The sequence below is a fragment of the Bordetella petrii genome, assembly GCF_020991325.1.
Taxonomy (GTDB): Bacteria; Pseudomonadota; Gammaproteobacteria; order Burkholderiales; family Burkholderiaceae_B; genus Bordetella_A; species Bordetella_A petrii_E.
The window spans coordinates 1-13,068 of record NZ_JAJMLX010000120.1 but is presented as its reverse complement, the minus strand read 5'-3'; the positions used below and the strand labels follow the sequence as shown (position 1 = coordinate 13,068).

At 65.9% G+C, this 13,068-nt stretch carries 10 protein-coding genes and 3 tRNA genes; 5 read left to right on the top strand and 8 right to left on the bottom strand.

All coding sequences use genetic code 11. The features are described 5' to 3' along the window. Positions 1-159: 159 nt before the first annotated feature. The 3 genes from LPZ50_RS13490 to egtD form a co-directional block, all read right to left on the bottom strand. Positions 160-236: transfer RNA gene (locus tag LPZ50_RS13490), tRNA-Met, on the bottom strand. Positions 237-361: 125 nt separating this feature from the next. Next, positions 362-1,678: an ergothioneine biosynthesis protein EgtB gene (egtB, locus tag LPZ50_RS13485; protein WP_230661990.1), complete on the bottom strand. Its 1,317-nt coding sequence runs from the start codon at positions 1,676-1,678 to the stop codon at positions 362-364. A gap of 16 nt (positions 1,679-1,694) precedes the next feature. Next, positions 1,695-2,669, bottom strand: a complete 975-nt coding sequence (gene egtD / locus LPZ50_RS13480; RefSeq protein ID WP_230661989.1) for an L-histidine N(alpha)-methyltransferase — start codon at positions 2,667-2,669, stop codon at positions 1,695-1,697. Between the two features lie 248 nt (positions 2,670-2,917). Here egtD and LPZ50_RS13475 point away from each other — a divergent pair, with 248 nt between their 5' ends. Further along, complete coding sequence (locus tag LPZ50_RS13475; RefSeq protein WP_230661988.1) at positions 2,918-3,508, top strand: hypothetical protein; 591 nt, start codon at positions 2,918-2,920, stop codon at positions 3,506-3,508. Between the two features lie 15 nt (positions 3,509-3,523). After that, on the top strand, positions 3,524-4,909 hold the full coding sequence (locus tag LPZ50_RS13470; protein WP_230661987.1) for a phospholipase D-like domain-containing protein: 1,386 nt from the start codon (positions 3,524-3,526) through the stop codon (positions 4,907-4,909). 12 nt (positions 4,910-4,921) lie between these two features. Here the strand turns inward: LPZ50_RS13470 and LPZ50_RS13465 are convergent, their stop codons facing one another. The 3 genes from LPZ50_RS13465 to LPZ50_RS13455 all read right to left on the bottom strand — a co-directional run bounded on the left by LPZ50_RS13465 (position 4,922) and on the right by LPZ50_RS13455 (position 8,887). Then, complete coding sequence (locus tag LPZ50_RS13465) at positions 4,922-6,583, bottom strand: FMN-binding glutamate synthase family protein (protein ID WP_230661986.1); 1,662 nt, start codon at positions 6,581-6,583, stop codon at positions 4,922-4,924. A 69-nt stretch (positions 6,584-6,652) separates the two neighbouring features. Beyond that, entirely contained in the window at positions 6,653-7,933 is a 1,281-nt protein-coding gene (locus LPZ50_RS13460) for an arsenic transporter (protein WP_230661985.1), read from the bottom strand. Positions 7,934-7,945: 12 nt separating this feature from the next. After that, complete coding sequence (locus LPZ50_RS13455; protein ID WP_230661984.1) at positions 7,946-8,887, bottom strand: AEC family transporter; 942 nt, start codon at positions 8,885-8,887, stop codon at positions 7,946-7,948. Between the two features lie 130 nt (positions 8,888-9,017). On the opposite strand from LPZ50_RS13455, the gene LPZ50_RS13450 reads away from it, so the two are divergent. Continuing rightward, a complete protein-coding gene (locus tag LPZ50_RS13450) occupies positions 9,018-9,458 on the top strand; it encodes a GNAT family N-acetyltransferase (protein ID WP_230661983.1) in 441 nt (146 codons plus the stop codon). Between the two features lie 72 nt (positions 9,459-9,530). Here LPZ50_RS13450 and LPZ50_RS13445 read toward each other — a convergent pair. Next, positions 9,531-9,615 (bottom strand) — tRNA-Leu (locus LPZ50_RS13445). A gap of 57 nt (positions 9,616-9,672) precedes the next feature. Between LPZ50_RS13445 and LPZ50_RS13440 the strand changes: the two genes are divergently transcribed. Further along, a complete protein-coding gene (locus tag LPZ50_RS13440) occupies positions 9,673-10,359 on the top strand; it encodes a tRNA-uridine aminocarboxypropyltransferase (protein ID WP_230661982.1) in 687 nt (228 codons plus the stop codon). A gap of 57 nt (positions 10,360-10,416) precedes the next feature. Here LPZ50_RS13440 and LPZ50_RS13435 read toward each other — a convergent pair. After that, positions 10,417-10,501: transfer RNA gene (locus tag LPZ50_RS13435), tRNA-Leu, on the bottom strand. A 140-nt stretch (positions 10,502-10,641) separates the two neighbouring features. Between LPZ50_RS13435 and rnr the strand changes: the two genes are divergently transcribed. Next, a partial coding sequence (rnr, locus tag LPZ50_RS13430) for a ribonuclease R (protein WP_230661981.1) occupies positions 10,642-13,068 on the top strand: 2,427 nt, incomplete at its 3' end.

Sequence of the window (13,068 nt, the reverse complement as noted above, 5' to 3'; positions counted from 1 at the left end):
TTGCTGCCCCCCAAGGGGGCTTTTTGCCTTGGGGCGGCCCGGCGGCAAAAAAGCCCCCACGCTGCGCCTTCGGCTTGTTGCCCCCGTGGGGGCTTTGCCTTGGGGTGGCGCCCGGCGGCAAAAAAACGGCCCGCAGTGAGGCGGGCCGTTTTGCATTCTTGGTGGCGCATCCCTGATTCGAACAGGGGACCTGCGGATTATGATTCCGTCGCTCTAACCGGCTGAGCTAATGCGCCAAACTTGAAGCCACCGTGCAGCGCCCTGAGCCAGGGCTTGAACCGCGCTTCCAGTCATGTTGCCACGGTGTAACGCCGGGCAAGAACGAAATTCTAGCATGACATTTTATGGCCACGCAAACGGTTCAAGTGTCGCGAGCCAGGCGTATTCCTGAAAACTGCCAACGCGCCTCGGGCGGAAAGAAGTTGCGGTAAGTAGCGCGGATGTGGCCGGCGGGCGTGGCGCACGAGCCGCCGCGCAGCACGTACTGGTTGCACATGAACTTGCCGTTGTACTCGCCCACGGCGCCGGCGGGCGGCGCATAGCCGGGATAGGCGTCGTACGAGCTGCAAGTCCATTCCCAGGCGTCGCCGTACAGTTGCGCGGGCCCGGATCCGGGTAGCGCGGCGCGTGGGTGCAGGTGGCCGCTGTCGAGCATATTGGCCGGCGACGTCCCGGGGGCCGAGCGCGCGGCATGTTCCCATTCCGCTTCGCGCGGCAGGCGCGCCCCGGCCCAGCGGGCATAAGCGTCCGCTTCGTAATAGCTGATGTGCGTGACGGGCGCGTGGGCGTCCAGTTCCTGCATGCCGTACAGGGTGTAGACCTGCCAGTCGTCATGCTCGCCTTCCCAGTACAACGGCGCCTGCCATTGCGATGCGCAGACTTGGTCCCAGCCCAGCGAGAGCCATAGTTCCGGACGCCGGTAGCCGCCATCGCGCATGAACTCCAGGTATTCGCCCTGCGTAATCAGGCGGCTGGCCAGGCGGAACGGTTGCAACAGCACGTCATGGGCGGGGCCTTCGTTGTCGAAGGCAAAGCCGGGCGGCTCGTGCCCGATGCGCACGCGCCCGACGTCGAAATCGATCCAGCCAGCAGGGACGGTGAGGTCGGGAGTGTCCGGCAGGCGCGCGGCATAGGCGGGTTTGAGCGGGTTGAGCGACAGGGCGTGCTTGATGTCCGTGACAATCAGTTCCTGGTGCTGCTGTTCATGGTTCAGGCCCAGTTCCAGCAAGTTGTCGAACGCCGGTTCCACCCCGGCCAGGCGTGGCATCAGCGCGTCCATGGCGGTGTCGACATGTTCGCGGTAGCGCAGCACATCCTGCAGGGGCGGGCGTGACAGCATGCCGCGCTGGGGACGCGGATGGCGCGCGCCCACCGCGTTGTAGTACGAATTGAACAGCATGCGGTACTGCGGATGAAAAGGGGTGTAGCCGGGCTGGAAGCGACACAGGATGAAAGTTTCGAAGAACCAGGTGGTATGGGCCAGATGCCATTTGACGGGGCTGCAGTCCGGCATCGACTGGATCTGGCAGTCCTCGGGGCTCAGGGGTTGGGCCAGTGCGCGGGTCTGCTCTCGCACATGCCGATAACGCCAGGGCAGGTTCGCCGCGGCGTCCTGTTGCGGCGCGGCGGGGTGGGTGAGCAGGGAGGCGGGATCGATGGCGGTCTCCTGTGGCGTCATGGGTGAGGGGTATTCATCAGGCCCGCGCGCTGAACACGGAAAACCAGTCGCGCGAATCGGACCAATGCTGAATGCGTGTGTAGCCGGCGCGTGTCAGCAGATCGTGAAAGCCTTTCACACTGTACTTGTACGAGCTTTCGGTGTGGATGCGCTCGCCGCTGGCAAAGCGCCGCTCGGCGCCCGGCCAGCTGACCAGCACGTCGGACAGCGCCTGCAGGTGCATCTCGATGCGCGAGCGATGCTCGTCGTAGCGCGCCACGTGGCTCCACTGGCGCACGTCGAAATTGCTGCCCAGCAAGTGGTTCACGTGGCGCAGCATGTTCAGGTTGAATGCGGCTGTCAGGTGCAGGGCGTCGTCGTAGGCCGGTTCCAGCACGCTGCGCGGCTTGATCCTGTCTACGCCCACCAGCAGCCCGCCGCCCTGGCAGGCCGCGCGCACCCGGCTCAGCAAAGCGAGTGCCCGGCCGGGGTCCAGATTGCCGATACTCGAGCCGGGATAGAAAAACAGGCGGTTCGCGGCGGGAATGTCGCCGGGCAGCGTCAGCGCGTCGTGAAAATCCAGGCCCAGCGCCGTAATGCGCAGTTGTGGATAGGCCTGTTCCAGGCGCCGCACCGCCGCCTGGAGATAGTCGGCCGAAATGTCGATGGGCACATAGCGTTGCGGCCGCAGGCTGCCGAACAGGCGCTCGGCCTTGGCGCAATCACCCGCGCCCAGGTCGATCAGCGTATCCACCGCGCCGACATGCCGCGCGATGCCTGCGGCGTGCTCGCCCAGGATTTCCGCTTCGCAGCGCGTGGGGTAATACTCGGGCAATTGGGTAATGGCGGTAAACAGGCTGGAGCCGAGACTGTCGTACAGATACTTGGGTTCAATGTGGGCAGGGTGGGCCAAGAGGCCGGCCTGCAGTTCCTGGGTGACGGCCGCTTCGTCAGGCGAGGATTCTGCGTCGACGGGCGGGGCGGTAGCGAGCATGCTGCGGGATGGGACCATGCGGTTTCCTTGCAGAAGCGCTGTGCGCAAGACTTATTGTGGCCGGCCACCCCACGACGCTGTCAAGCGTCCCATGGCGATTGCAATGCTTTTTAACCAAAAGCAAGCAAGCCGGGGTGGCTGGCGAGAAAGTGTGTCTTTATCCCGGCCGCCGAAATACTGCTTTACGGCTGGTAGCGAAACCTCAGGACAGCACCACGCCGGTCGAGCAGAATAAAGTCAGGAACTACCATGCCAAGGGACAGAATATGTCTTCGATGATCGTTGCGCGTTTCGATAGTGTTCCGTCGGCCAAAAGCGCGGCGCATGCTCTTTTTGCCGAGGGTTTCCGCGAAGAGGCCGTGAGCTTGTTTCGCGGGGGGCGCCGCACCGGGCGGGTGCAGTCCTGGGACGAAGATCCCGAGGCCCTGGCCGACCGTGCCGGCTATGGCATGGCGTGGCGGGCGGCCGCCCTGGCCGCCACGGGCGCTTTGCTAGGCTGCGTCGCGGCGATTTTCCTGGCCCGCGGCGATCTTGCCGTCATAGGCGGAGCCGCGTTTGGCGCGTGCGTAGGTGCTGCCATAGGCGCGGTATGGGCCGCGCGGCGGCTGGTGGCCATGCGCAATGCGCGCCTGCACAATTTGCCCGCGGCCGACCAGGCGGTATTACTGGCCGTGCATGTAGAACCCGATGAAGAAGATGCCGTCATGGCGCTGCTGCGGGACGCTGGCGGCTTCCAGGTGGACCGTGAACACGGCCGCTGGCGTGGCGGCCGCTGGATGGATCGCGAACCCGTGCGCCGCGGCAGCACATCATCGCGCCGCAACACGGTATCGCACAGGGCCCAATGGCAGCCCTGACCAGGACCTGGCGCCATGGCCCGCGATCTTTGGCGTGCGGCACGCCTGGCGCCCTGGCTGGTGCTGGCGGCCATGCTTGCGGCATGCGCCACCGTTCCTGACGCGCAGGAGCGGGAGGCGCGCAAACAGCAGGCCGGCCGCTCGGCCGACACGGGGTGGTCCAGCTATCAAAAAGGGCGGGACATCGTGGCACATGCAGACGCAGACGCGCAGGGTGCGCAGGATTTCCATGCCCGCCACCGGGCCATCGAGGCTGCCATCAGCGGCGCACCGCTGGTGCCCGGCAATCAGGTCCGGCTGTTGTCCGACGGGCCGTCCACTTACCGGGCCATGCTGGAAGCCATCGACGGGGCCCGCCAGTATGTGCACATGGAAACGTATATTTTCGAAGACGACGAAGAAGGCCAGCGCTTCGCCGATGCCTTGATCGCCGCTCACCGGCGCGGGGCAGCCGTGGCGGTCATGATTGACGCCGTGGGCACGCTGGGCACGCCCGACGCGCTGTTCGACCGCATGCGCGACGCAGGGGTGCAGGTCGCGGTTTTCAACCCGGTGAATCCGGCAGAGGCGCGTACCGGATGGTCGCCGAACCAGCGCAATCATCGCAAGCTATTGGTCGTTGACGGCAAGGTGGGCTTCCTCGGGGGTATCAATGTCAGCAGTGTGTATTCGTCCGGCTCGCGCCCCGCCAAGAATGCGGGCGAGGCGCAGCCCTGGCGCGATACACATATCCGCATCGCCGGCCCCGCGGTGGCCGAGCTTGAACGGGTCATCCTGAAAGGCTGGGCTTCGCAGAAGGGGCCGCCCATGACGCCGCGCGAGTTTTTCCCCAGGATCCCACCGCAAGGCGACCTGACCGTCCGCATTCTCGCGAATCAGCCCGATCGCAGCGACGGATATACGGTGTACCTGACCTTGATGTCGGCGTTCGAAAGTGCCCAGAAATCCATCCACATCACCATGGCGTATTTCGTGCCGGACCCGGCCTTTGTCCAGGCGCTGCAGGATGCGGCCAGGCGGGGCGTGGACGTTGTGCTGGTGCTGCCCGGATTCAGCGACTCATCGCTGGTGTTCCATGCGGGCCGGTCGCATTACGACGGCTTGTTGAAGGCGGGTGCGAAGATCTACGAGCGCCGCGATGCGCTGCTGCACGCCAAGACGGTGGTGGTGGACGGTGTCTGGTCCACCGTGGGTTCCAGCAACATGGACTGGCGCAGCTTCGCGCTGAATTATGAGATCAACGCGGTGATACTCGGCCCGGATTTCGGCGCCGAGATGGAAGCGCTTTTCGAGCGCGATGTCGCCGACGCCGAGCCGGTCACCTTGCAAGCCTGGCAAGGCCGTGGGGCGGACGACCGCTTCATGGAATTTTTCTCGCGCCTGTTCGAGCGCTGGCTATAGTCAGCCACGCCTTCAGGCATGGGCGGCGGCTTGTTCGCGGTGCAGGGCGGCCAGGGCCACGGTGACATCGTGCGCGGGCTGGAATGAATCGGGGCGTGCCATGGACCAGCCCACCTTGAATACCGTATGGCGGAATTCCCCGCGCAGCAGTTCGCCGGGCTCGAGCTCGGGGAACAAGGCGGAAAGCAGGCGCACTTCGCTGGAGGATATGCGGCGCGCAATATGATGGGGCCGCAATTGGCTGGGATGCGTCAGCCCGGCGGCCTGCAGCAGTTCGGCCAGCGCATGCAAGGTGTTCTGGTGGAAATGGGCGACGCGCTGGGCCTTGTCGGGCACGACCAGCGCGCGTTGCCGCAGCGGATCTTGCGTGGTGACGCCAGTGGGGCATTTCCCGGTATGGCAGGCCTGCGCCTGGATGCAGCCTATGGCGAACATGAAGCCGCGCGCGGCGTTGCACCAGTCGGCGCCCATGGCCATGGCGCGCGCCATGTCGAACGCCGTGATGATCTTGCCCGATGCTCCCAGCTTGATGCGGTCGCGCAGGTTCACGCCGATCAGCGTGTTGTGCACCAGGCGCAGCGCCTCGCGCAAAGGAGTACCGACGTGGTCCACGAATTCGACGGGGGCGGCGCCGGTGCCGCCCTCGGCGCCGTCCACCACGATGAAGTCGGGCGTGATGCCGGTTTCCAGCATGGCTTTCACGATGGCGAACCACTCCCAGGGGTGGCCCATGCAGAACTTGAAGCCGACGGGCTTGCCCTCAGACAGTTCGCGCAGCCGTGCCACGAAATGCAGCAAGGCGATGGGCGTATCGAAGGCGCTATGGCTGGAGGGCGAATTGCAGTCTTGCCACGGCGTGACGCCGCGCGCATCGGCGATTTCCAGCGTGACCTTGGCGCCCGGCAGGATACCGCCATGTCCCGGCTTGGCGCCTTGCGACAGCTTGATTTCTATCATTTTCACCTGGGGAGTACAGGCGTTGCGCACGAAGGCGGCTTCGGAAAACGCGCCGCTTTCGTCGCGGCAGCCAAAGTATCCCGAGCCGATGTTCCACACCAGCGAGCCTCCCGGTTCGCGATGGTACCGGCTGATGCCGCCTTCGCCCGTATCGTGCGCAAAGTTGCCCTGGCGCGCGCCCTCGTTCAAGGCGAGTACGGCGTTGGACGAGAGTGCGCCGAAACTCATGGCCGAGATGTTGAATACCGACATGGAATAGGGCTGGCGGCAGTCCGGGCCGCCCACGGTGACGCGGAAATCAGGGTCTTCCACATGGGCCGGCACCAGCGAATGGTTGATCCATTCGTAGCGGTCGCCATACACATCTTCCTGCGTGCCGAAAGGCCGCTTGTCGATTTCCCGCTTGGCGCGCTGGTACACGATGGAACGCTGGGCGCGCGAGAACGGTGCGGCGTGAGTGTCGTCTTCCAGGAAATACTGGCGGATTTCGGGGCGGATGAACTCGAAAAGAAAGCGCAGGTTGCCCAGCACCGGATAATTGCGCCGGATGGCGTGGCGTGGCTGAATCACGTCGTAAACGCCCAGTATCGCCAGCAATGCCAGCGGCGCGGCCGCCCACCACCAGCCCGGCGCCCGCAGCAACGCCAGGGGCAAGGTGACCGCCGTGCCCAGCAGAACAAGAATGAAGGTGGTGTATCGGCCGAGTAGCCAGCTCATGCGGGTCTCCTGGTTGCGGATGACGGCAACCTTACCAGATGCGGGTGGCGGCCAGGCAGCAGCCGATTATTACCGCAGCCTCAGCGCCAGCGCGGCCAGGGTGGCCAGCAGCACCGGCAGGGTCAGCACGATGCCGACCTTGAAGTAGTAGCCCCAGGTGATGCGCAGGCCCTTGCGGGCCAGCACGTGCAGCCACAGCAGCGTGGCGAGGCTGCCGATGGGAGTGATCTTGGGGCCCAGGTCGGTGCCCACCACGTTTGCGTAGATCATGGCTTCGCGCACGGCCCCGGTGGCGCTGGTGTCGGCGATGGCCAGCGCGCCCACCAGCACGGCGGGCAGGTTGTTCATGACCGAAGCCAGGAAGGCCATGATCACGCCGGTGCCCATGGCGGCTTCCCAGATGCCGCGCTGGGCCAGGCTGTCGAGCAACTGGGTCAGGTGGGCGGTGAGGCCGGCATTGCGCAGCCCGTACACGACCAGATACATGCCCAGGGAAAACACGACAATGTGCCAGGGCGCTTCGCGCATGACGCGGCGGGTGCCCACGATATGCTGGCGTCCGGCCACCAGCAGCAGCGCCAGGGCGCCGGCTGCCGCAATGGCGCTGACCGGAATGCCCAGGGGTTCCAGGACGAAAAAACCCGCAAGCAGCAAGGCCAGCACGGCCATTCCCGCCCGGAAAGTCACCGGATCGCGTATCGCCGAGCGCGGGCAGGGCAGTTGCGTGGCGTCGTAGCGTGCCGGTATCTGCTTGCGGAAGAACACGAACAGCACCGCCAGTGTGGCGCCCACCGCGGCGAAGTTCACCGGCACCATCACGGCCGCGTAGCGGCCGAAGCTGATGTCGAAGAAGTCGGCCGACACGATGTTCACCAGGTTAGAGACCACCAGCGGCGTGCTGGCCGTGTCCGCGATGAAGCCTGCCGCCATGACGAAGGCCAGTGTGGCGCCGGGGCCGAACCCCAGCGCCAGCAGCATTTCCATCACGATGGGGGTCAGGATCAGGGCCGCGCCATCGTTGGCGAACAGCGCCGACACCACGGCCCCCAGCAGTACGATCAGCGCGAACAGCCAGTGGCCGCGTCCGCGTCCCCAGCGCGCCACATGCAGCGCCGCCCATTCGAAGAAGCCGGCGGCGTCCAGGATGATGCTGGTGATGATAATGGCGATGAAGGTGGCGGTGGCATTCCAGACGATGTGCCAGACCGCCGATATGTCGCCCAGGTGGACCGCGCCCGTCGCCAGCGCCAGCGCGGCGCCCGCCGATGCGCTCCAGCCGATGCCCAGGCCGCGGGGTTGCCAGATCACGAAGACCAGTGTGGCGACAAAAATGGCGGCGGGAAGCAGCATGGCGTGGTTGGGTCAGGAAAGGGCGCGGCTGCTGATCCAGGCGACCAGCAGTGAAACCGTGGGTACCGACAGTACGGTGGAAAGCAGAATGGCGCGCGAGGTGGCGCGCGCGTCGCGCCCGTACATTTGCGCCAGCATGAACGGGCCGGTGCCGATGGGCAGCGCGCTCATCAGCACCGCGCACCAGGCCCACACCGGCGGCATGCTGAATACCAGGAAGGCCAGTACGGCGGTAATGGCAGGCTGCAGCAGCAGTTTGCTGGCCACCAGCCGGGCGACGGCCCTGCTTTCGCCGCCCGGCTGGGCCTGGGCCAGGAAGAGGCCGATCGTGACCAGGGCGCAGGGGCTGGCGGACGATCCCAGCAGCTCCACGTAGCGGTCCAGGCCGGCGGGAAGCCGCAGGCCGGACAGGGTGCTGGCCAAGCCCAGCAGCGGCGCGATCAGCAAGGGGTTGCGCAGCAGCGCCTGGCCCACCTTGTACAGCGTGGCGGCGAGGCTGCGGTCGCGGTGCTGGTCGAGTTCGATCAGGGCGATGGCGGCGCCAAACAGAACGCAGGCGGTCAGCAGGGTGGCGATGACGGCCGGCGCCAGGCTGGCGGGGCCCAGCAGCGCCAGGCACAGGGGGATGCCCATGTAGCCGGCATTGGTGTAAGACGCCGCCAGCCCCTCGATACTGAGGTCGGTAAGGGCCTGGCCCCGCCGGCGCGAGGCCAGGCTGGCGGCGGCGAATGTAGCGGCCACGCCGCCGGCGAACGCCGCCACGAAGCCCCAGTGCATTTGGCCTGGGTCGGCATTGGCCATGGCCCGGAACAGCAGCGCGGGCAATGACAGGTAAACCACATAGCGGTTCAGCGCATCGGTGGCCGTGATGCCCAGGACGTTCCAGCGGGCCGCCAGCCAGCCGGTCAGGATCAGGGCAAAAACCGGCAGGGCTGCGGTAACGACGGCGTGCATGATGCAATGCTGGTAACGGGACCGCACATTCTACTGCGGCGCCGCTATCCGATGCCGGCGCGACCTGCGAAAATCAAGAATGCCGGGGCCATCGCCTCGGCCCGTGTTTTGCCCACTACCGGAGACTCTCATGCCCGACGCGCCCGCCATCCGTATTGTCCTGGGAACCTGGGATCGCCTGCGCGACGATGCCTGCGCCGTACGGCACGAGGTCTTCGTGGTGGAACAGGCCGTGCCGCTGGACATCGAGATCGACGATGACGATGCCACCGCTGTCCACGCGGTGGCGTATGGCCAGGACGGCCGGCCGGTTGCCACCGGGCGCCTGTTGCCCGATGGACATATCGGCCGCCTGGCCGTGCGCAAGTCGGCGCGCGGCACCGGGGTAGGCGGCCAGGTGCTGGATGCCCTGATAACCCAGGGGCATGGCGACGGCCACCGCATGTTGCTGCTGCATGCCCAGACCCACGCTCGCGGTTTTTACGAAGCGCACGGTTTTCAGGCCCAGGGCGATGAGTTCGTCGAGGCCGGTATTGAGCATGTGGCCATGAGCCGGGTGCTGCGGGCCTGAAAAAGAAAAACCCCGAACGCATGGCGATCGGGGTTTTCGGCGCGCCGCGGAGGTAAACCGCGGCGTAGTAATTGGTGCCCAGGAGAGGACTCGAACCTCCACACCTTGCGGCACATGGACCTGAACCATGCGCGTCTACCAATTCCGCCACCTGGGCGCTGTTGCTCAAGCACAATGTTGTCTAATTGCGTTTGAACATCAGAGGACGCGGATTATGCACACTTTTCCGGACGGGCGCAACTTGGCCGTGCCGGCAAGGCGGCCGGCCTGCGCAAATTGCCTGCGGCCGCAGTCGCATTGCCTGTGTGCCTGGATTCCGGCGCTAGATAGCCGCACGCGGGTGCTGGTACTTCAGCATCCCGACGAGGCGCGCCATGCCTTGAATACCGGCCGCCTGGCCGTGCTGGGCCTGAATAACGCCTGTCTGCATGTCGGACGGCAGTTCGATGCCCGCCTGTGGCGGCAGCCGGGGTGCCGGGCCTGCCTGCTGTTTCCGGAAGACGGGGCGGAGGTGCTTGCCGCCGGTGGGACGGGTGCCCCGGATGCCGGGCCGCCGCGCCTGCTGGTGGTGCTGGATGGAACCTGGCGCCAGGCGCGGCAGATGCTGGCCGCGCATCCCGGGCTGGCCGCTTTGCCGCGCGTGACATTGCCTGGAACGGCGGCGTCGCAATACCGCATACGCCACGCCGGCTTGCCGCAGGCCTTGTCCACGATCGAGGCGGTGGCGCTGGCGCTGGACGCCCTGGAGGCGCCCGCCAGGTATTCGGCCCTGCTGGCGCCTTTCGAGCAACTGGTGGCGGGGCAGATTGCCGCCATGGGAGAGCAGCGCTACCAGCGCGACCACGTTCAGCGTGCCGGCAGCCGTGCGTTGAGGCACAAAAACAAACCCCCGGCAGCTTGAAACAGCTGCCGGGGGTTGGGGGCGGCGGCCCGGTGAGCCCGAACCGCCTGAATTCCGTGGTGCCCAGGAGAGGACTCGAACCTCCACACCTTGCGGCACATGGACCTGAACCATGCGCGTCTACCAATTCCGCCACCTGGGCACTGAGCATGGCATTTCAGGTTTGTATGATACGCTGCAAATAACTAGCGACGCATCACACAGAACACCTTCTGGCCTTGCTGCAGTGATCAGCCTTGGGCAGACCACAGAAGCGAAAGATTATATACAGGATTTTAAACTTTGGCAAAACGATCGAATAAAGATTCAAATAACAATAACAACGGCAGATCAGGATTCGTCGTGCCCGAAACGCCCCCCGATTTCGACCCCGATGTGCCTTCCCGCGAGGACATCCTGAAGGCATTGCGTTCGGCGGGCAGTCCGCTGGCGCCGGCCGAGCTTGCCCAGCGCATGGGGGTCGAGCGGCCGGCCACGCTGGTGGGCTTCGAGCGCCGCCTGGCGGCCATGGAACGCGACGGCCAGCTGATGCCCAACCGCAAGGGGGTACTGCTGCTGGCCACCAAGCTGGATTTCGTGGCTGGCAAGGTGCAGGGCCATCGTGACGGTTTCGGCTTTCTGCTGCGCGACGACGGCGGCACCGACCTGTTCCTGTCGCCGCGCGAAATGCTCAAGGTGCTGCACGGCGACCGTGTGCTGGTGAAGCCTTCAGGCGAATACCGCGGCAAGCCCGAGGGCATGATCGTCGAAGTCATCGAGCGGCGCACCAACAAGCTGGTGGGGCGCTTCCTGCACGAGCACGGCCTGTCCATCGTGGTGCCGGAAGACCAGCGCATCAAGCACGACATCCTGATTCCGCCCGGCGACACCAATGGCGCCCAGCATGGGCAGGTGGTGTCGGTGCAGATCATGGAGCAGCCCACGCGCCACACGCAGCCGCTGGGCCGTGTATTCGAGGTACTGGGCGAGATCGACGATCCGGGCATGGAAATCGAGATCGCCGTGCGCAAGTTCGACGTGCCGGTGGAATTTTCGGAGCCCGCCGCCAAGCAGGCCGCACGCCTGCCCGATGCCGTGCGCAAGGCCGACCTGAAAGACCGGGTCGACCTGCGCGACGTGCCGCTCATCACCATCGACGGCGAAGACGCGCGCGATTTCGACGACGCGGTGTACTGTGAACCCGTGGAACTGGGCAGCGGCCAGCGCAAGCGGCCAGCCTGGCGCCTGCTGGTGGCCATCGCGGACGTCAGCCATTACGTCACGCCGGACGATGCGCTGGACGACGACGCTTTGGAACGGGGCACCAGCGTGTATTTCCCGCGGCGCGTGATCCCCATGCTGCCGGAATCACTGTCCAACGGCCTGTGCTCGCTGAATCCGAATGTCGACCGGCTGGTGCTGGTGTGCGACATGGTGATTCCCGCCACGGGCGCCAAGGCCGGCACAGTGACGGCGTATCAGTTCTATAACGCGGTCATGCACTCGCATGCGCGCACCACCTACACCCAGGTATGGGAAGCCCTGCAGCAGCCGGGCGGCCCCGTTGCGCACGCGCTGGGCGACATCATGCCGCACGTGCGGCACCTGCACGAGCTGTACCAATTGCTGGTGCAACAGCGCAAGAAGCGCGGCGCCATCGATTTCGACACGGTCGAGACCAAGATCGTCTGCAACGAGCTGGGCCGTATCGAGCAGATCGTGGGCGTGGTCCGCAACGATGCGCACAAGCTCATCGAAGAATGCATGCTGGCCGCCAATACTTGCGCGGCCGACTTCATGAGCCGCAGCAAGCACCCCGGCCTGTTCCGCATCCACGAGGGCCCGACGCCCGAGCGCCTGACCTCGCTGCGCGAGTTCCTGCGCACGCTGGGCCTGTCATTGGGCGGCGGCGACGCGCCCACCGCCAAGGACTACGGCGAGTTCCTGGATTCCGTGCGCGCCCGGCCCGATTTCCAGCTGTTGCAGACGATGTGCCTGCGATCCATGCAGCAGGCCATCTACAGCCCGGACAACGTCGGCCACTTCGGGCTGGCCTATCCCGCCTACAGCCATTTCACCTCGCCGATCCGCCGCTATCCAGACCTGCTGACGCACCGCGTCATCAAGGCTTTGCTGGGGGGGCGGCGCTACGTGCCCGGCCTGGAAGACCAGCCCCTGGTTATCGGCCGCACGCAGCGCGAGCACGAGCACGCCACCTGGGAAAAACTGGGCCTGTTGCTGTCGGCCAGCGAGCGCCGCGCCGACGAGGCATCGCGCGACGTCGAGGCCTGGCTGAAGTGCTGGTTCGTCAAAGAGCGGGTGGGCGAGGATTTCAGCGGCACCGTGACCGGGGTGGCCAGCTTCGGGGTGTTTGTCACCCTGGACACGCTGCATGTCGAGGGCCTGGTACACGTATCCGAACTGGGGGGAGAGTACTTCCAGTTCAACGAAGCGCTGCACGAGCTGCGCGGCGAACGCACCGGCATGAGGTACCGCCTGACCGACAAGGTGCAGGTGCAGGTGTCGCGCGTTGACCTCGAGGCGCGGCGCATCGAGTTCCGCCTGGTCAAGGGCACCAGCTTCGATGCCTTGCGCAAGGCGGCCGCGCGCAATCCCGACGAGCCCCGCCGGGTGAAAAAGGCCGCGGCGCCCAAGCCGGCCGCCCTGAAGGGCCAGACGGCCAAGCAGCGGCGCGCCCAGGCCAAAAAGGCGGCCAAGCCTGCCGCGCCC